The sequence below is a fragment of the Natrinema sp. CRL1 genome, from assembly GCF_059162405.1.
On sequence record NZ_JBLVOY010000004.1, the window covers coordinates 496988 to 516997 of the forward strand.

A 20010-nucleotide genomic window follows, 5' to 3' on the forward strand; every position below is an offset into this window, starting at 1 on the left:
GACAACGGTCGCAAGGTTTAGTATGCGAGCATATAACTCACTCAACAATGACGCTCTTACCGGTCGATACCGACGTTCTGGAAGACGTCTGTCGCGACATCGCCCAGGACAACTACGGATTTATCTATGTCTCCGATCAGAAGAGCGAGATCAAGTCCGCCTACGAGAGCGCCGATATCGGTCTCGTCAACGCGCGGTCGCTCTCCTCGAGCGACATGCGCAAGGCGCTGACCGAGATGACGGCCGACGAGTTCGTCGACCTCGAGCAACTCCGTGACGGCGTCTTCTACGTGGATCCGTTCGGCGTCAAAGGGAACATGAACATCACCCGGGAACTGACCAACCTGTTCGGCCAGCGGCTGGTGGTCACCGGTGAGACCCTGCGCTCGCGGTTCTCGCTCGCGATCGACGACATGGAGTTCTTCGCCGACGAACTCGCCGACCGGAACTACGTCCGCCGGATCACCGCCGGTAAACGCGACTACTACACGATCGGCCCCCAGCTCAAAGAACACGCCGACGACGTCGGCCTGGACTCGCGGCTCGAGCGGGAGGCCTCGAACGGGAAGATCGCCCACAGCGACCTCGAGAGCGTCATCGATGTCGATGCGACATCCGACGTGATCCGGTATCTCGACCGCGAGGGATATATCGTCGACCTCGACGGGGAGTATCTGGTCGAGGAGGCGATCGACGAGTACGCCCGGTATCTGGCCGAAGAAATCGAAGACGACGTCGAGGCCGAGTTCGAGGACTCGAGTTACGTGCTCCGGACCGCCGAGTTCGAGCAGGTCGTCGAAAACGAGATCGACAGCCGGTTCGACGTTCTCTCGACGGCTCGGAGCGTCCGCAGCGAAATCCTCGGGAGCACCCGCGACTCGGTGATCGATCGGCTCGGGCTCGATCGCGGCCGGGAGATGGTCGAGGCAGTCGGCCCCTTCGAGGACGTGGTCGAGGACCACGCCAGACGGATTCGGACCGACCTGAAAGCCGAGCAGGACCAGTTGCCCGGCACGCTGCCGGAGTGGGTCGAACTGGCCGAGGAACACTTCGAGGAACTGCAGGTGAGCAACGCGACGGCAGTCAACGAGTACGTCCGCGACGCGGTTCGGGACCGCTACCGGGGCCTCGTCAACGAGGAGGAATTCGGCGGTATGGCCGCCTAACGGGGCCGAACGGATATTCGACCGCGATACACAGTCATCCTGAACGACCGACGCGACCACAACAGAGACACAATGCCACAAAAGTACGAATTCGAACGCATCGAAAGCGACGGACGGGAGTTCGTGATCGCCGACCCAGTCAACCAGACCGACGACCCGGTTCGCCTCGACGCCCGCTGGATCGAGGGTGACGACATCGAAGGGGAATGGGAACGGGCCATCCGAGCGATCATCAAGACCGATCTGCTGGGTTCGATGGAACTCAAGGAAGGGAACGGACGGATCGACCGCCGGCGAGCGATCGAGACGCTCGCTTCGGCAAGCGACGAGGACGGGGACATCGTCACGAGCGAACAGCAAGCCGAGGCGCTGCTCGAGTTCCTCGCCGACGAGGACATCCTTGACCTGCAGGGCGGACAGGTCGTGATGCTCCGCAACCCCAGCGACAACCCCGAAGAGATAAACGGCCGAATGATCCTGAACTGGGCGGCCGCCATCGACGCCTGCGTCGAGAAGATCTCCGAGACGATCGACCGGGTCGACAGCGCAAAGGAGAAACTCGAGAACCGGATGGCCGACATCGATCAGAGTTCGGGGAAGATCGACGAACACCTTGAGGAAACCGCACAGGAACTGAAGAGCCTCGGCACCGGCGCGGGCGTCCCGAAGGACCCGTCGACGCTCCCGGAAGAGGAGCGAGAGCGGTTCACGCAGCTCAAGCGGAAGCTGATCTACCACAAGAAGATGAAGGAGGCCGATCAGGAGAACTTGGCCGAGAAGGTCGAGAGCGGTGCCGACAGACTCGCCGACAACATTGAGATGCTGGAGTCGGCCAAGACGACGCTCGGGAACAAGCGCGAGCAGGTCCGAACGCAAGCGCTCAAGAAACAGACGTTCCCCGACGAGGCGATGAACATCGTCGACAACATGGGGGAGCTGACGACCCAACTCGCCGGCGTGGGCGGTTTCGAGGAGGAGCTAGAGAACACGGCGGACCACGAACTGGATTCGATGGCCGACGACATCCTCAGCGATATCGGCTCGCTCGGCGAAACCGCACAGCAGACGGCCGGCGAGGAGGTCGAGGAGACCGACCCCGAAACCGAGGCCAGCGAACTCGGGATGTCGTAGGATGCGCGCAGACTCGTTGCTGCAGGGGGTTCGTCGGGTCGACGAACAGGGGGAGCAACTCCTCGCCGTGCGGACCTTCTCGGGGTCGGAACCCGCGCTGTGGGTCGACATCGCGATGGCCGCACTCGTCGACCTCGCCGAACTACTTCGCGCCGGGGCACCGTTCCCGCCGCGACTCGAGACTGAGGCCGAAGCCGAGGGCGGTGACCGAGCGGACCGTGAGTGCCTGCCTGACGGCGGCTCCGGTCGAACGGCAACGGGGTTGGAGGACGGTTCGGAAGATCGGGACGACCTCGCCCGACTGATCCTCGAGACCGGCTACGAGCGCGGATCGACGCCGGTCGAGGCCCTCGAGCCGGCGGTCGCCGACCGCGTCGCGGCCGCGGATTACCTCGAGACCGTCGACTCGCGGGTGATCGTGCCGCTGTCTGCGACCGCGCCGTACGCGCGCAACTGGAAACCGCTCATCGAGACCCTGCTCGCGCGACTCGAGGGCGTCCGGGCGGACTTCGAGCGGATCGTTCGCCGGGTGCGGGCCGGCGACGCCGACGGGCCGCTCGCGACCGGCTGCGAGGCGATCGCCCAGATGCTCGAGACGCTCTCGCTGGTCGTTCGTCGGGCCGACGCCGACACCCGGTACGTCCGCGATCGGTCGGACCACCGGCAGGACGAACTGTTATCGACGATTGAGGACGCGACGACGCAGCTACGGAGTGACGACAATGCATAACCTGACGCCAATACTGAAGCGAGATCAGCCGACGTCCCGGATCAAAATCGGAGCGAAGAAGGTCGGACCCAACACCGACACTGTCGAGATTCGCCACAACGACAGGCGGGCGTTCTTCTACGTCGAACCGGTCGACGACTCGATCATCGACGGGATCGGGAATAAGGTTCGGATGCACCAGAACGTCGAAACCGTGTTCGGCGGCATCGACCGGGGCAAGGACTTCCTCGTCGATGCTGACGCGTCGAAACGCGATGTCGTCGAGTGTTCGTCGGCGAAGATCCACACCAGCGAGATCGTCCCCGAGGACCTCGAGCCGTTCCTTCGGGAGAACGACTACCTGCTCCACCCGATGGAAGAAGTCGTCCCGAAAGGCGACGAGTTGGCGACCTTCGAGGTCGCGGCGATGGAGCCGACCGACTACGCCACGCTCCGGGTCACGCCCAACACCGACCTCGAGTTCATCGACGCCGGGGAACTCCGGGAGCTTCGCGCGACCAGAAACACGGCGAATCGCGGCGGTCCCGGTCCCGGTGGGGCCGGCGAGGAGGGAGCTGGCGACGAGGAGGTTCAGGTGTCACTCGAGCCGAAGAAGCCGACCGTCAGCTTCGAGGAGGATGTCGCCGGGCTGCCGGAGGTCAAGCGGACCGCGGAGAACCTGCTCGCGCTGTTCGATCCCGACGTTCGCGACGAGGTTATCGACCGCTACGGCGACGAGTTCGCCTCGCGGGGCAACAGCATGCTGCTGTACGGGCCGCCGGGTTGTGGGAAGACGCTCATCTCGGAGGCGATCGCCTACGAGGCGAAGTTCAACTCCCGCATCGAGGAGAGCTACGGCGAGGTCAAATTCCTCGAGATCAAGGGCAGCGACGTGCTCTCGAAGTATTCGGGGGAGTCCGAGAAACGCGTCGAGGCGATCTTCGAGAAGGCCCACGGGATCGCACAGGACGGCTTCGCGGTCCTCTTTTTCGACGAGGTCGACACCCTCATTCCGGACCGTGGCGACGACTCCTTACAGCGCCACGAGCGGTCGCTGACCAACGCCTTCCTCCAGGAGATGAACGAAATAGAGGACAACCTGCTCGTGATCGGCGCGACCAACATGCCGTTTACCATCGACCCGGCGGCGACCCGCCGGTTCCCGATCCAGCAGTTCATTCCCCAGCCCGACGAGACGGTCATGGCCGAGGTCTGGCGCAAACACCTCTCGTCGATGGCCGGCGCGACGGGGGTCGACTACGAGCGCATCGGGGCGGAATCGAAGGGGTACACGCCGGCCGAGATCGCCGACCGCGTCCTCGGGAGCGACCTCCAGCGTGAACTCGTCGAGAGCGTCCACCTCCCCGACCGGGAGCCGATCGAACCGGATACCGACTACTTCCTCGAGCGCCTCGAGGCGACCGAGCCGAAAACGATCCGCCAGTACGTCGCGAGCGTGCGGACCCAGATCGACGACCTCGAGGGCTACCCCGAACTCAAACGCTACGTCGAGGAGCAGGCCGACCGGCTGGGAATGCGCCTCGGCTCGGAGCCGTCGTCGCTCGGCCAGTTGCTCGGTGGCGGCGACCCGGCCCCGACTGACGGGGCCGCGACGTCGGCGGAGGGGGCTCCGACGGACGGAACCGCGATACCGTCGAACGAACCGCCCTCGGGGTCGGCGACGACGGACGACTCGAGTTCGGACATGGCGGAGATCGACATCTCGGAGCCCGACGAGGCGGACGAAGACGCCGGCTCGAGCGGAGGTGAGGACGATGAGTGACGGCTATCGGCAGGTCGGCTCCTTCGAGAGCGGCCGCGTCGACGCCGTCGGCGTCGGCGACGGGGCGATCGCGCTCGGTGCCGACGACCGCGTCGTCGTGGCCACGGGCGGGGACAGCCTCGAGATCGACCACGGCGAACGGGTGGTCGACCTCGCGCTGGCCGACCGCGTGCTCGTCCTCTCGGGGGAGGCGCTGACGACCTACTCGCGAGACGGCGATCGGATCCGACAGCAGCCGGTTGGGGACGCCCACGCGATCGCTGCCGTCCCCGAGACGGGACTCGTCGGCGTGCTCGGGCCGGATCGGCTCCGGGCCGTCGATATCGCGACCGGTCGCGAGCAGTTCGACGTCGAGCGCACGCGGCCGGGCGGACCGGCCGACGACGGCTTGCTCGGCACGCCCTCCGGCTTCGTGATCGCGACGTGGTCGTTCCTGACTCGGATCGACCCCGATGGGGAGGTCGCCTTCGACCGGAACCTCGAGGCTGTCGTGCGGAGTCTCGGGCGGTGTGACGACGCGGTCGTCGCTGCCCTGCAGAACGATCGGCTCGTCTCGGCCGACCTCGAGACCGGCCAGTCGCGCTGGCAGACGGAACTCGCGGCGGAACACGTCGCGCCGGTCGGCGATTCGTCGGTGCTGGTGACCACGGCGGACGGCATCCGCGCGGTCGACCCGGAGGGCGCGACGGCCTCGGTTTCGGGCCTCTCGAGTGGCGACGGCTATGCGACGGCCGACGGGGCGCTCGTCTGTGCGATCCGGGACGGGACGGTGTCGATCCACACGCACAGCCGCGACCGGTTCCGGCTCGCCGTCGCGACCGACAGCGTCGGCGTCGGCGGCACGATCGACGTCGAGGTGACAAATGCCACCGACCGAGAGCACCGCGTCTCGCTGGTTGCCGCCGTCGACGGGGCGACGCTCTCGCCCAGCCAGCGGACGACGGCGATCGAGGCCGGCGAGACGACGCTCGTGGACTTCCCGGTCGAATCGGTCAGGACCGAAGGCGAGACGGCGGTCGAACTCGCCGTCGATGGCTCGGTCGTCGAGCAGGCGGAAATCGAACTCGATGACGCCGCAAGCGGCGGGATCGCCGTCGAGACCGATCTCGAGTCGACGGCGATCGACCACGGCGTCGCCGAACTCGCGGTCACCGTGGAGAACGTCGGCGGCGTGGCACTCGAGGACGTTCGGCTCCGCGAGACGGACGCGGGCACGGACGCCCTCGAGCCCGGCGAGACGTGGACGGGGACCGTCACGCGGCCCTACGAACCCGACCGGCGGGTGTCGGTCGGTCTCGAGGTCGCCCGCGGCGAGCGCCGCCGGGAGTACGCCCCGACCTGTACGCTGCCGCCGATCCCGACGATCGACGTCGAACCCGACGAGGACGCGGTCCGTGCGACCCTCGAGATCGACGGCTCGGTGCCCGTCGTCGACCGGCTCGTGATCGAACTTCCGGGGGCGGGTCGCGTCCGGACCGAGGTAACCGTCGAGGGCGACGACCTGCTGCTCGTCGTGCCCCGGTTCGAGGACGGCACCGCCCGGATCGGCCTCGAGTCGCTCGATGTCGACGAGCGGGTCCGGCTCTCGGGCGCGGGTCCGGGGACGCTCTCCGGTTCGTCGGGACTCGGCGGCGCGAGCGAGTCCCGATCGTCCCGATCTGCTCGGTCCGCCCGGTCCGAGTCGACAGTCGGGTCGGCCGCGTCCGCGGACGCTTCGGACGGATCGACAGTCGGAACCGAGTCGACGGGTGGGGACGAGCCGGAGCCGGCGGCCGATATCGAGACACGTGCCGAGACGGCCGCTGGTGGATCCGCAGCCGCCGACGACGAGCGGATTTCGAGCCACAATTCCGCCGACTCCGCGACCGCCGACGAGACCGCCGGCGACCCCCGAATCGTCGCGACGCGGCGGCCGGACGACGAGCGGGCACCGGTCGGGCACGCGGTCCGCGACCGGATCGAACTCGAGAACGAGGGCGACTCGGCGGCGACCGTTGCCGTCGATATCGGCGATTCGACCGTCGATATCGGCCGGCTCGCGGGCGGCGAACGGACGACCCTCGAGCGCTCGGTGGCGGTCCTCTCGGGCGAGAGCGCCACCCTGCCGTCGGCATCGATCAGCGTCGACGGAGACGTTCGCGAGCGCCTTTCCGAACGCACGATCGCTGCCGGCGATGACGGCGTCGCCGTTCGGGCCACCGTCGATCCGACCGACGGCACCGTCGTCGCCGACCTCGAGAACCGCGATGACCGGCCCCGTCGGATTCGCGGGCTCGAGATCGCCGGCTGCGCGGTCCCGCTCGAGGCGCGTCTCGCCGCCGGCGAGTCGACGACCGCGACCGACAGCCCCGAACGCTGGGACGCGAGCGGCGTCAACGGGGACGCGGACGCTATTTTGGGAGTGCTGGAAGTCACCGACGAGGACGGCACTGACCGCCGGATCGATATCGTCGCGACGGTCTCGTCCGTCGGGGCCGACACCGCCGCTGACGACGATCGGTTCCGGATCGCGATCGGCCCGGAGACGCAGGTCGCCGGCGAGTACGGGACCGTCGTGCTCGTCTTCGAGAACGAGGGCGATCGGCCGCTGTCGGACGTCGCGGTGTCGGCGAGCGGCGAGCCGATCAACGAACTGTTCTACTCGGAAGCGCGCCGCGAGCGCCTCGAGCCCGGCGATCGGATCGAACACTTCGTCGACATCGAACCCGGCGTCTCGGACCCGGCGTTCGACGCGACGGTACGGTTCGCGGCCGACGACACCGAGCACGAACACGCGGTTCGCGCGGCCGGGCCGTCGGTCGCGGACGAGGCGGACTGGACCGACACACACCGCGAGCGCTGGTCGATCGACCGCATCGAAAACGAGTCGTCGAATCGGAGCGTCCCATCGTCGCTGTCGACGCCGTTCCAACTCGAGTAACGTCGGTTCGGTCGTCGGGACGAAATTACCGTCACCGGCCGGCAGGCCGGAGACGGGATTTCACACGAGGAAGTCGCCGCTGACCGACTCCCGCGCGTCACGGAGATACCAGTACATTCCGCGTGCGGTCCGGAAGACGATCCCGATGACGAGCGCCGCGTACACCGCGACCGCGCCGAACAGCGACCAACGGGTCACCTGTAACGCGGTGGTTCGCTGGTCGTACTCCGCCGTCACCGCCTCGGCTCGGCTCGTCTCGCCGGCGTCCTCGAACGTCGCCGTCGCGTTCTCGTAGGCGGTGTTCATCTCGTCGACGCGCTCGGCGTAGGCGTCGTATTCGGCCGGGTTCAGGAACAGGGGCTGTCCGGCGACCGTGACGAACTGCTCCGTCTCCATCGCGGCCCACGTCTCGTCGGCCCGCTGGCGAGCCCGCTCGCCCTCGGAGACCGACTCGGTGTAGCTCTGGAAGGCCGAGTCGGCGTCCGACTCGAGGGTCGCCGCCCGCTCGTCGTCGCCCTGCAATAGCGCGACTCGAGCGAGCTGTCGCTGGATCGTTGCCTCCTCGATCAGCGAGACGTTCTCGGACTCGAGGCGCTCCTCGTAGTAGGCCTCCTGTTCGGCGATCGCCGTATCGAGGTCGCTCTCAGCGGTGGAAACCACTGCTGAACTGTCATCTCGGAAGGCGTCGCCCTCGAGTTCGTTCGCATAGAGGGTCATCGTGTTGTAGGCGGCCGCGGCCTGGACGACCTCCCGCTGGGCGGACTCGTACTCGCCGGCGGCCTGTCGCTCGCGTGCGGTCTCCATCGACTCGAGGTAGAGCGAGACGGCGCTCCCGTAGGAGAGGACCCGGGTGATGTCGTCGCCCGACACGTCGCCGGATCGTGACCGCTCGTCCATCGTGTTGATCATCGCGACGGTGCGATCGGCGACGGTCCCGTCGTAGGACGACACCTCGGACCGGATCGGCCCGAGATCGAGCGGGACCGGCGAGGCCGTGACCGTCACGGTCTCTTCGTCCACGCCGTCGCCGTCGACGACGTACGTCCACTCGTAGCTGGTCCCCACCTCGGCGTCGGGTTCGAAGGCCATCCCGAAGACGACCGGTTGGTCGTCGCCGGCGGCGAGCCGCGACGGGGATTCCTCAACTGTCAGCCACCTGTCCGGCCCGTCCTCGAGCGAGACCTCGAGGTCGTCGACGTTGTTATAGCCGAGCGATTCACCGACGGTCGTCGACCGCCGCTCGGGTTCCCCGATCGGCACGTCCCCGAGGTCGATCCGGCTCGGAACGTCGAGTTCGGTTCCGTGCTCGATGTCGACGGTGCCGTCGTAGCTCGCGTCGCTGACGCTGTATTCCGCCGCGCTGACCGAGCCCGTCACGTCGTAGGTTCCTTCCGAGAGCGTGGTATCCGCCGTCACCGCCAACTCGACCGTCTCGGTGGACTGTCCGTCGATCGTGTCCGGGCTGTCCGCGACCGAGACGTCGAGCCCGCCGTTCGATGCGTAGGCCGTCACGCCGTCGAGATCCAACTCGAGGTCACCGGTGTTCTCGACGTCGAGATCGACCGTCTTCGTGATCGTCGAGGACGAGCCGCGGGGTTCATCGAACGTCATCTCGTCGTCGAGGGTGACCTCGCCGAACTCGGCGGGGTAGATCACGCGGCCCTCGACGTCGACGGTTCGGGTCGTTCTGGAGTCGTCGTTCGCCCTGAGCTCTACCTCCCACTCGAGATCCTCGTGCTGGTCGACGCCGCTGTCGGCGTAGACGTTCCAGTTCAGCGTGCCGCCGCTCGTGCTGACGCCCAGATCGGCGTCCGGATCGGTGCTGACGACGGTTGCACTGGCGTAACTCAGTCCTCCTTCGCCGGTGAGTTCCTCGATGTCGACCTCGCCGGACGCGCTCTCGCCGACGAGTACGTCACCAGTGTCGAGGGGTTCGTCCTCGAGGCCGGCGATCGGGAGGCGGTCGACCTGAAAGCTGTCCGAGTCGCCGCCGGCGCTGACGGTGACCGTCCCGCCGCTCGCGTCGTTATCGCCGCTGATATCAAGGTCGATCGTTCGGCTCGACTGCCCCGGAACGCTTCGCTGATCCGGGTCGACATCGATGCCCGACGGCGACGAGATATCGAGCGAGACGGAGTCGTTTCCGTTGTTCGTGACCGTGACAGAGTGCGTCTCCGTCTCGGTTCCCAGATTGACCGGGCCGCTCTCCGCGTCGACGGTGACACTGCTCTGTGCCGTCGCCCCCGGGACGGCCGCCATCGTTAGGCCGATCGCGAGAACGAGCGTAACGAACAGCACTCGGTTGCGCTCAGACATCGCTATCACCCACTGCGACGACCGATCCGACTCGAGACGCCTCGTAGGTCCGTCGCCAGAGGAAGAGCCGTCCGACGATGATCGTTCCCAACAGTCCGATGGCGAGCCCGTAGCCCACCAGCACCGCGCTCGAGGCGATCGCGAGCGTTGTTCGGGTCTCGGTCACGTCGTCGGCCATCGCGGTCAGTTCTTCCTCGCGATCTGCGAGTCCGTGAGTCGCCGCGCGATCCCTGGCGTCCCGAATCCGGCTCTCGGTCGCTCGTGCCTCCTCGTAGGCCGCGAACGTCTCGAGGCCGTTGGCGCTGATGGCCGCCTGTGCGTTCGTGCAATCGGTGCAGTCTTCGACGAAAGTCGCCGTCGCGTTGCGCGCGGTCGCGATGGTCTCGCGGTCGCGCTCGTACTCGGCGGTCAACTGCTCGGCCTGCACCCGGAACTGGGCCGCTTCCTCGGGCATGTCCGCCCGCTCGTAGGCGGTCGCGGTCATCTCGAGGCGCTCGATCCGGTCGGGCGTTCGGTTCACGGCGTCGGCCTCCTCGTAGAGACCGTCGCCGAGTCGCTCGTAGAACCGCGTCAGCGCGAGGCTGGCGAGCGTCGCCTGCGTCTGGTCGTACTGCTCGAGGTCATCGATATGTGCGCTGACGTTCTCGGCGGCGGCGAGACTCGCCTCGTACTCGCCGTCTTCGGCGCGGACGTAGGCGCGGTCGAACGCCCGCAGGGTGCCGGCGACGGCCGCGAACTCCGCGCGCTCGTCGGCGGAGAGATCGCCGGTCACCTGCGTCTGTGACACGGCGAAGGTCCGGACCGTCTCGAGTTCGTCGTATTCCTGGTAGGCTTCGGTCCCCTCCATCCCGCGGAACGTCTCGAAGTAGTCGTTCGCGCTCTCCTCCTCCTGTGCGGCGACGGTCCCCCCGAAGAGGGGCACCGTCGCCACCGTCGCGACGACGAGTATCGCCGCGAGTAGCATCGACCGTCGGGTAGATCGTGTGGGCATGGCTTAGAACACCGTCCGTGAGAGTCTATCGCGGAGGGGATCGCGCTCGAACACGGCCTCGACCGCGTCGAGCAACAGCAGGGCGGTGTAGATGGTGACGATCGCCTCGTCACCGCGACCGGCGTCGCTGCCCAGTTCCCAGGCGCGGCGCAGCATCTCCTCGGCGGGCGCGGCCTCCGAGACCGATTCGCGCTCGGTCTCGACCTGTGCCGTGACGTTCTCGTACCGGTCCTTGAGCGTATTTCGTCGGGTCATCGCGTCGGACTCGAGCCACTCGAGGACCGTCTCGAGGTCGCAGTCGCCGTCCCAGCCGACGCCGGGATCGGGCATGTCCGCGCAGGCGGCAAAGAGGTCGACGTTTCGCTTGGTCGTCATCGCGTCGTTGATCGCGTCGATCGCCGCCTCGGCGGCGGTGAGCAGCGCGTCCGCGACGGCGTCGGGTTTCGCCTCGCTGTGGGCGAAGTGATGGCCCGCGTCGGGGAGAGATTCGACCGTCTCGAGGATCGCCGTCACGACCGAGCCGTAGTACCGCGGGATGGTCGTGTCCCGCCCGCTGTGGTCGGACAGCGACCGGACCTCGCGTCGGAGCTGATCGATCCGATCCCGGTGACTCGAGGACAGCGACCACGTAAAGCGGGCGTCGACCTCGACTTTCGTCGACCGGTCTTCGCGCACCGTCAGGACGGTTTTCCCGCCGTCGAACAGTTTTTCCCGACCGGCCGGTGCGCCGATCGCGGCCCGGTACTGTCCGATCAGGAGCCCGTCGCGGGTGGCGACCCCCTCACGGTCGGTCGTCATGTTGACCGTCCCGTACCGATCGTCGAGCACCTTCTCCCGCGGACTCAGTTGAAGTGCCATCGATGGTGTTTGAACGCCGTCGACGCGGGAGACCAGCCGCACGCGCCCGGTCCGGGGCGCGAGTTTGACCGTTCGGTCCCCATTCTGGGTGAACGAGACCGTCTCCGTCCGGTTCTCGTACTTCTCGTGAGTGATCTCCACCTCGACGCTCGAGCCGTCGTCGCCGGGCTCGAGCGAGACGCGGCCGGACGCGTTCGTCGTGTCGGTGGCCCCGTCGTCGTCGCGCGTGATCGTCGCGCCGGGGATCGGCTCGCCGTCGTCGCGGTCGACGAGCGTGACCGTCGCCGGGAACGAAACCGTGAGCGCGGCGCTCGAACTCCGCTTGCTCACTTCGGCCACGTCGGAGCTGTGTGAGTCGTGTTTCGCGACGACCTCCCACGGGCCGCGATCCGGCACCGTGACCCGTCCCTCGCCGCTCGAGATCATCGTGCTCTCGGTCTCCGGATCGTCGACGTTTGCCCGCCGATAATAGATCTCCGTTCGGCCGCTCAGCGACCGATCCCCGTCGGTCACGGAGACGTCGACGGTGAATCCGGTCGGGCGGTCGGCACCGGCCGGAACGCCGAGGACGTAGTAGGTCCCCGGTGCCAGCGCCGCGCCGAAGAGGACGCCGAACCCGGAGATAACGTGCGGCCACGGCGCGATTTCGACGGGTATCAAACCGATGCTCTTATCGAAGGACGACAACGCCGGGGACGTCAGCTCCCCGGTGAAGACGACAACGAGTATGATCGCGATCGTCAGCGCCGGTCCGGCGGCGATGAGGCTACTGATACCGAGCCGTTCTCGGCTCCATTCGTCGCGGAACCGGTAGGCACCGTACCCGACGGCGAGCCCGACGAGACCCGGAACGATCAGCGGCGTGAGTAGCTTGCCGATATCGATCAGTAGCGGGAGCAGCCCGCTTGCGCCCGCGGAATCGCCTCCCGATCCGGATTCGGCGGCGCTGAGCGTCACGCTCGCGAGCCCCGCGTCGGTCGCCAGCAGGAGTTCGTCCTCTGCCGTCACCGTCGTCCCCTCGAGGTCGAGTGCACCGTTCGCGATCGCCGTCTCGTTCTCGAGCGCGAACCGCTCGAGGGACCCATCGCTCGCGTTGACGACGACGGCCGTGACCGCGAGTCCGTCGACGTTCTGCTCGAACGTTATCGTCGAGCCGTCGTCGACGACCGTTGCGGAGAGCGGAGCCGGTGCCGCAAGCGAGAGGGATTCGTCCTCGAGGAGTGCATCGCTTCCGTCCGCGGTCGACAGGCTGACGCTCACGTCGGTCGCGCTCGAGAGCGACGGCAGGTCGATCTCGCCGGGGCGAGCGGGAGCGACGCTGTTGTTCACATATCGGTTTCCGTCGCCGTCCTCGGCCGCGAGGTCGTACTGACTACCGGTCTCGACCAGCGGATGCCAGAGCACGAGGTCGTCGTCGATATCTCGCAGTTCCGCCTCGAGGGTTCGCTCCGTCGGTTGCCAGTCGCCGACGGACGCCTCGAGGTCGATCTCGTCGCCAGGCTCGACCGCGCTGACGAGCCACGATTGGTCGATCGCGAGTTGCGTGCCGTTCGCTCGGATATCGGCCTCGGTCTCGTCGCCGCTGGCGGAGACCGTGACCGCGTCGCTTTCCGTGATCCCGACCGTGTTGCGCTGCTCGAGCGGGAGCACGACCTGTGGCTCGTCGCCGTCGTCGATCCGAACCGGAACGCCGTCGGTCGCGAATTCGATCGTGCGCAGGTCGAGGGTCTCGTTCGCCGTCCGGTCGCCGGCCGTGACCGTCACCTCTGCCTCGCGCAGCGACTCGTGGCCGATATCGTCGGCCAGTTCGGCGATCGGTACCTCGGCCAAGCCGTCGCTGCTGTTCCCGGTCGTCGAGTCGGTCTCGTTGCCCACGGTGACCTCGAGGGTCACCTCGTCAGGCTGGTCGTCACCGAACCCAGAGAGGGAGACCTCGAGGTAGTCGCCGCTCCGCTCGAGACCGATCTCCCCGTCTCCGTCTTGGGCCGTCGATGCCGCCATCGCCGTCGCCGGCGCGACCGTCGCACCGATGACTGCGAGCGCGAGGACGAAGGCGACGAGCGCGCGGGTGGCGGTCGAACGAGCGTCGGGATCGAGTGTCAGTCCCGTCATGCTCACTCCGCGTTCCGTTCGACGTAGCTCTCGAGGTTATCGACGATTCGGTCGAGTTGGGCGGTCGTCAGATCGGAGCCGCCGCCGCGGGACTGGCCGGCGAGGCTGTCGCCGAGCATCTCGAAGTCGTCCCACGAGTGATCGAGCAGCGGGTTCAGGTCGAAGCCGCCGAGCAACAGGAGCACGTCCACGTCGCTGCCGCGCCCGCGTTTCGGCGTGAGACTCGCCTGCCCGGCGACGTTGATGTTGTTCTTTCCGGTCCACTCGCGGAACGCCTCGTAGACGTCCGGTTCGGTGATCTCCCCGTCGTCAATCATCTGCTCGGGCGCGCGAACGATGGCGTAGGCGGCCGTCGTCGTCTCCACGTCCATCGGCACGAACGCCCCCTCGGCCGCCTGATCGAGCATGTACTCGAGTTCGTAGACGGAGCCGTTGAGGTCCGTCGCGACGGCGGGCGTGAAGTGATAGGCGTCCATCTGGGACGGAATCGTCACGTAGTCTTTGATGTCGATGACGCTGTGAGTCTCCCGGCCGGCCCCGATCATCAGGTCGACGGCGGTGATGATCGCGTCGTTGATCGAATCGTACTGGTCGCCGGCGGCGGTCTCGTCGTCGTCGAGGTGGGAGTTCGACGCGAGCAACACCATGTCGGCGTTTTGCTCGTCGTCGTCGGTCCGCAGTAGCCGCGAGAGCCCGCAGATCGCGTTGAAGTGTCGCTGGGGCTGCTCGTAGTAGTAGGGCCAGACGCCGACAGCGGCGTGGATCACGCTGTCCATCCACTCTTCGGAGGCGTTGTCGTCGTTCAGGTCGCGCAGCCCGTCTTTGAACTGGTCGACGACGTAGGGGATCGAGCCGTTACCGGTCCCCCCGCCGAGCGTCGCGACGTGCATGAACGCGTCGGTCGTCCCGAACTCCGTGATCCGGTTGACGATCCGATCGAGATCCTCTCGCGCACAGGCCTCGCCGTTCGGGAAAAAGTTTCCCGCCCCCTGCTGGGACCCAAACTCGAGGGCGTGGGATTCGATCACGTCCTCCTCTTCGCTGGCCCCCAGTTTCGATCGGAGCCGGTCGATCGTGTTTCGCAGGTCCGCTCTGTTCGTGTTCATCACCAGAATCCGGTCGTCGATGCCCGGGTTCTCGGTGCGGTCGAAAAACTGCGATGCGATGCGTCCGCCACCCTCTCCCGAGGCGATGACGCTCCATCTCGTAAACGTGTCTGTCTGTCCCATTGATTACTTCAGTTCGATCGCGTCGCCGCTGGTCGTCACGCTGTGCTCCTCGCTCAGGTCCGCGATCACGTCCCGAATGACCGATCGCGGGACCGGTGCCGTCAGGAAGTTCCGCTCGAGGTCCCCGAAAGAGAGCCGCTCGCCCGGCTCGAGGTTGTACCTGACTACGTTGGTCAGTTCACGCTCGAGCTGATCGCGCTCGAAGACGACGATATCGCCGTCGCCGGTCTCCGTCGCGTCGTAGCCGTCCGTCTCGGCCCAAACGGCGAGCAGGCAGGGGGCGTGTGCGGACCGCACCGGCAGCTCCATCGCCGTCGACACGTGTCCCTCGTCCGCGAACAGCTCCTCGAGGCGCGGACGGAGCTCCGACAGGTGCTCGCTCATGTCCGCGTCGGCGTCGGAACAGACCCGCTCGCGGAGGCTCTGTTCGGTAAATTCGACCTCGATCGTCGTCTCGCCGTCGACCCGAACCTCCCGTTCGATCGGCGCGAACGCGTCGTCGCCGGGCTCGGCTTCGAGCGCGTAGCTGCCGGCCGGCACGTCCGCGAACGTCGTCGTTCCGGCGACTCGCGTCTCGACGGTCGCTGTCTCGTCGTACCCCGACCCCGACAGCGACAGCGTCGCCGTCCGCTTCGTGCCGCCTCGCTCGTAGGCGATGTCGACGCCGAGATCGTGGGTTTCGACATCGCCCGGTCGGAGCACCGGGACCTCGGGATCGAGTTCGACCGCCTCGTTGCGCCGGTAGTAGAGGCCGAGGAACTCGTCGGCGTTTCGCACCGGCAGGTCGTCGTCGGTGACCTCGCCCGACGACTCGAGTTCGGCTTCGATGGTCTCGGCGACGTCGTCGTAGGCCCCCACGACGGCGGCCTTTGTGCTCGCGGTGCCGACGGCGTCGGCGAGAGACTCCGCGACCTCCCGCCACCGCTCGGTGAACCGCTCGAAGTCGTCGATCCCCTCGAGTTCGTCGACGAACGTCTCGCCGGCGATCGCCGGCTCCGCGTAGTAGCCCGGCGGCAGGTCCGCGTCGCGGAGCGGCTCGACCTCCTCGGCGAGGGTGCGCTCGAGCGCCGCGACCACGTCGACGCAGGTCCGGCGGAGGTCGGCGCGACGCCGGCTGACCTCCGACAGATCGAGCGCCGAGTCCATGCCGGTGACGGCGGATTCGACCTCGTCGATCGCGTCGATGTACTCGGCGTCGACGTGTGTGGCCACGCCGGCGTCCTCGACGGCATCGACCAGCGTCAACACCGCGTCCCGCTCGGCGTCGAACGAGCCGGAGAACTGATCGCGAAGCCGGTCTCGCGCCTCGAGAACCGACTCGACGGCCCCGCCGAACTCGTTGCGGTCGACGGCGTCGGCGGCCGCCTCCAGATCCCGTTCGATCGCATCACTGTCGGCCGGTCGCTGGTCGCCCCGCCCCATCTCGCGGACGGTTTCGATCGCCGTCTCGATCGTCTCTGTCGCGGTCGCTCTGGCGGCGTCGACCGAATCGCGACAGGCCGGCACGGCCGCGTCTGGGTCTGGCTCCTCGATCGCCGCGTCGCGGGTGACGAGGTCGACCTCCTCGAGCCGGTCGAGGGCCCCGTCGATCCGGGACAGTTCGGCGATCGCGAACGACCGGAACTCCGTCTCGACGTCCTCTTCGACGCGGTCGATCTCGGCCGCGATCCCCTCGAAAGACTGTACGTCCGCGTTCTTGACGGATTTCGTCAGGTCGAACGCGCCCGACTCGAGGTCGAACGCGACGCCCTCCGCCCGGAGATCGCCCGCGATCGATTCGAACTGTGCGTCCGCGGTGAACTCCCACCCGGGGTAGGCGGTGTGGAGGTCGTTTCGCTCCCGGACCGTTTTCTGAAAGTCCTGTGCGACGGCCCGCGCCCGTTTTTCGACGTACTGCTGTTCGCTCGTGCCGCTGCGGGAGACGACGCCGCGGACGTACAGCGCGATCCCGCCGACGATGATCAGCGGGATGCCGCCGATGACGAACCAGACCGCGATTTCGGACCCGTTCAAGACGAAGACGCCCGCACCGATCGCAGCCGCCAGCACGACCAGCCCACCGATCCCGAGCGCGCTCTTTGCGTTCGATTTCATCGGATCACCTCCAGTAGATCGGTCCCGCCGAGGGTGACGAGCAACGCACCGCCGGCAACGGCCAGGACGAGTCCGACCAGAATCGGCACCAGTGCCGTCTTCCGGTCGTAGGATACGTTTCGGCTCAGCTTCATCGTCTCCTCGACGCGCCGCGCCGCGACCAGCGGGACCGCCGCCCCCGCCGCCACCCCGACGACGAGACCGGCGGCGAGCGATCCCAGCGTCGTCATTCGGACCGTCGATTGGGCCTTACTTCGTTCCGTTTCGACGGCGGTTTGGTACTGCTTGATCGCCTTGTCCGTCTCCTCGCGTTGTTCGCTTGCATCCGCCTGTACCGCCGCGAGCGCGCCGACCGCACCGCTTTCGTTTCCGGCTTCCGCCTCCGCCAGCAGGTAGCTATTCAGCGCGTCCGCTCGACCGTTCATGTTCCCGTAAGTATCATTGAGTTCATCTAAATCCGCTTCGGCAGCCGCGAAATCCGCGTCGCCCTCCTCGAGTGCCGTAGTCGTCTCGTTCAGCGCCGCCGTCGCGTTCGCGAGCGAGCGCCGCGCCTCGAGATACTCCGCAGCGCGCTCGTCCTCGAGGTCGGCGAGGGCCGCCTCGCCAGTTGGTTCGCCCGGAACGGTCACGGTGAGCCCGGAGTCCACATCGTTGAGCGTGACGTAGTCGTCGAACTCGACCGTCGTTCCGGCCTCGCCGGTGATCGCGACGGTGTAGACGCCCTCGGTCGTCGAACCCGGCTCGTCGCGGATTTCGAAGCCGTCGGCCCCGTCGTCGGTCAGCCAGTCGCCCTCGTATTTCGAGCCGTCGTTACAGTAGGCGACGTCGAACGTCGAGCCCTCGTACAACTGTTCGTCGCCATCGGTCCACTCGCCGTCGATGTCGCCGACGACGGTCGATTCGGTTCCGGGACAGTCGACGTCGGTCGCGGTCGCGCCGGCAGTTCCCGTTCCGACGGCGAGTATCGCACACGCAACGACCGCGAAAAGCAGCATTCGTCGCACTCGAGTCGGCGTCATTGCAGCCGCCCCCCGATTTCCCGGTTCTTGTACCAGTACGTGATCCCGCTCGCGACCGCGGCCCCGAGGCCGAGCCCGAGCAGCGCACCGCCGGCCGCAAGCGGTAGCGTTTGCTCCGCGAGCGATGTCGCGGTATCGGCTCCGTTCGTCTCCTCGATGGCCGTTTCCACGGCGGATTCGTCCGCCGCGACCGTCGCCGTGAATCCACAGAGGACGACGACGAGGACGAGCACGCACAGCGTGACCCGCCGCGGCGTCATGTAAGCAACTCCTCCGTTTCCGCTTCGTAGGCCTCGGCGGCCGCTTCGATATCCGCGAGCCGGTCGAGGTCCTCGCGGCGGTAGGTCAGCAGCGTCGTCACCGACGCGAGGTTCCGATCGCTCATCGCGACGCCGAGGTTGACCTCGCTCAGGTTACTGCTCCCCTCGAGGTATCGCTTGACCGTCCCGATCTCGACGCTGTGGCCGCCGGATCCGAGGTTCGACTTCGGTGCCCTGATCAGCGAAATCGCCTTCTGGGCGTCTTCGACGTCGGCCTTCGCGAGCGTCTGCTTTGCCGCCGACAGCCGCGAGAGCGCCGCGCTGTCGATGTCGCGTTTGCCGACGAACGGCAGGAGATAGCCCGACAGCGACTGGGTCATCGTCACCGAGCGACCGATCGCGGCGTAGCCCGGCTCCGACTCCTCGCCGGCGACGCCGAACGACAGCGAGGTAACGATGTCCCGAACGTCGATATCCGGCGTGTCGATGCCGTCGACCGCGCTCGGGTCGATCCCGCTCAACACCGGTCCGGCGACGAGATCGTAGATCGACGCGGCGACGTACTCGTTGTACTCGCCGAACTCGCCGCCGGCCGAGTCGAGATACGAGATCCGCTGGTTGTCGACCAGCACGATCCCATCTACTTCCTCCTCGAGGCGATCGAGGCCGTACCGGGCGTTCCACGCCTGTCGGCCGGCACTAGCGTCGTCGTCGTCGTCGGACTCACCGACCGCGTCCGCGTTCTGCGTGTTCGGCAGCACCGCAACCGCGACCACCTTGGTCCGACCGTCGGTAAACGCCTTGATCTCGCGGGCGAGGTGCGGGCCGATCCCGCAGCCGGTTCCGCCCCCGAGTCCGAGGAACAGGAACGCAAACTGCACGCCCGATCCCGTCGGCTCGACCGCCGGCTCGGGTCCGGTCTCGGCCGGCTCGTCGTCCTCGAGCGAGTCGCCGTCGACCGGGTCACCGTCCTCGTCTTCGGGCGCGTCGTCGAACGCCGCACCGTCGGCGTCGTTCGCGAACGAGGGGTCGAATTTCTCGCCGAGGATCGTCTGGATCTGCGGCGCGTGCTCGGCCATCACCTCGTCGGCGTCGACCGGGTTTCGACCGAACCCGCCGGTCACCATCTCCTCGAATCCGGGCTCGGTCCCCTGGACGAGCCCGTGTTGCTCTGCGACTCCGTACTGATCTTCGGGCGGCACGTTCGAGAGGTTCTGGAGGTCCCGCATCGTCGAGTTGAACACCAGCGGCCGACCCAGCGTCGAAATGTCGGCCGAATCGAACAACCCCAGCAGCGAATCGTCGGTGTAATCGAACACCGAGTCAACGATAGCACCCCCCGCTTGTCCGGCCCCAACGAACAGGTACGTCATCTAACTATCGAAAACCGTTTCGTTCAGCTCTAAATGTAGTTAACGGATC

At 67.1% G+C, this 20010-nt stretch carries 13 protein-coding genes; 5 read left to right on the forward strand and 8 right to left on the reverse strand.

Going from position 1 to position 20010, the window contains the following annotated elements:
• Positions 1–47: 47 nt before the first annotated feature.
• From ACJYUO_RS16555 to ACJYUO_RS16575, 5 genes are all read left to right on the forward strand, one after another.
• On the forward strand, positions 48–1166 hold the full coding sequence (locus tag ACJYUO_RS16555; RefSeq protein ID WP_494346441.1) for a hypothetical protein: 1119 nt from the start codon (positions 48–50) through the stop codon (positions 1164–1166).
• A gap of 72 nt (positions 1167–1238) precedes the next feature.
• Positions 1239–2297, forward strand: a complete 1059-nt coding sequence (locus ACJYUO_RS16560; protein ID WP_494346442.1) for a hypothetical protein — start codon at positions 1239–1241, stop codon at positions 2295–2297.
• Position 2298: 1 nt separating this feature from the next.
• Entirely contained in the window at positions 2299–3027 is a 729-nt protein-coding gene (locus tag ACJYUO_RS16565) for a hypothetical protein (RefSeq protein ID WP_494346443.1), read from the forward strand.
• Positions 3020–4789, forward strand: coding sequence for an ATP-binding protein (locus ACJYUO_RS16570; RefSeq protein ID WP_494346444.1), 1770 nt, complete (start codon positions 3020–3022; stop codon positions 4787–4789). Before ACJYUO_RS16565 ends, ACJYUO_RS16570 begins: the two co-directional genes overlap by 8 nt.
• On the forward strand, positions 4782–7709 hold the full coding sequence (locus ACJYUO_RS16575; protein ID WP_494346445.1) for a hypothetical protein: 2928 nt from the start codon (positions 4782–4784) through the stop codon (positions 7707–7709). Before ACJYUO_RS16570 ends, ACJYUO_RS16575 begins: the two co-directional genes overlap by 8 nt.
• Before the next feature lie 60 nt (positions 7710–7769).
• On the opposite strand, the gene ACJYUO_RS16580 is transcribed toward ACJYUO_RS16575, so the two are convergent.
• Genes ACJYUO_RS16580 through ACJYUO_RS16615 form a run of 8 tightly spaced genes read right to left on the reverse strand, consistent with a single transcriptional unit; the run spans position 7770 to position 19961 of the window.
• Entirely contained in the window at positions 7770–10025 is a 2256-nt protein-coding gene (locus ACJYUO_RS16580) for a hypothetical protein (protein ID WP_494346446.1), read from the reverse strand.
• Positions 10018–11016, reverse strand: a complete 999-nt coding sequence (locus tag ACJYUO_RS16585) for a hypothetical protein (protein ID WP_494346447.1) — start codon at positions 11014–11016, stop codon at positions 10018–10020. Before ACJYUO_RS16585 ends, ACJYUO_RS16580 begins: the two co-directional genes overlap by 8 nt.
• Positions 11017–11019: 3 nt before the next feature.
• On the reverse strand, positions 11020–13986 hold the full coding sequence (locus ACJYUO_RS16590) for a hypothetical protein (RefSeq protein ID WP_494346448.1): 2967 nt from the start codon (positions 13984–13986) through the stop codon (positions 11020–11022).
• 2 nt (positions 13987–13988) lie between these two features.
• On the reverse strand, positions 13989–15215 hold the full coding sequence (locus ACJYUO_RS16595) for an FtsZ/tubulin family protein (protein ID WP_494346449.1): 1227 nt from the start codon (positions 15213–15215) through the stop codon (positions 13989–13991).
• 3 nt (positions 15216–15218) lie between these two features.
• Positions 15219–17309: a hypothetical protein gene (locus ACJYUO_RS16600; protein WP_494346450.1), complete on the reverse strand. Its 2091-nt coding sequence runs from the start codon at positions 17307–17309 to the stop codon at positions 15219–15221.
• Positions 17306–18304, reverse strand: coding sequence for a hypothetical protein (locus ACJYUO_RS16605; protein ID WP_494346451.1), 999 nt, complete (start codon positions 18302–18304; stop codon positions 17306–17308). The genes ACJYUO_RS16600 and ACJYUO_RS16605 overlap by 4 nt, the downstream gene beginning before the upstream one ends.
• Positions 18305–18324: 20 nt before the next feature.
• Positions 18325–18588, reverse strand: coding sequence for a hypothetical protein (locus ACJYUO_RS16610; protein WP_494346452.1), 264 nt, complete (start codon positions 18586–18588; stop codon positions 18325–18327).
• Positions 18585–19961 carry an FtsZ/tubulin family protein gene (locus tag ACJYUO_RS16615; RefSeq protein ID WP_494346453.1) on the reverse strand — a complete coding sequence of 459 codons (1377 nt, stop codon included), beginning with the start codon at positions 19959–19961 and terminating at the stop codon, positions 18585–18587. The genes ACJYUO_RS16610 and ACJYUO_RS16615 overlap by 4 nt, the downstream gene beginning before the upstream one ends.
• Between the last annotated feature and the right edge of the window lie 49 nt (positions 19962–20010).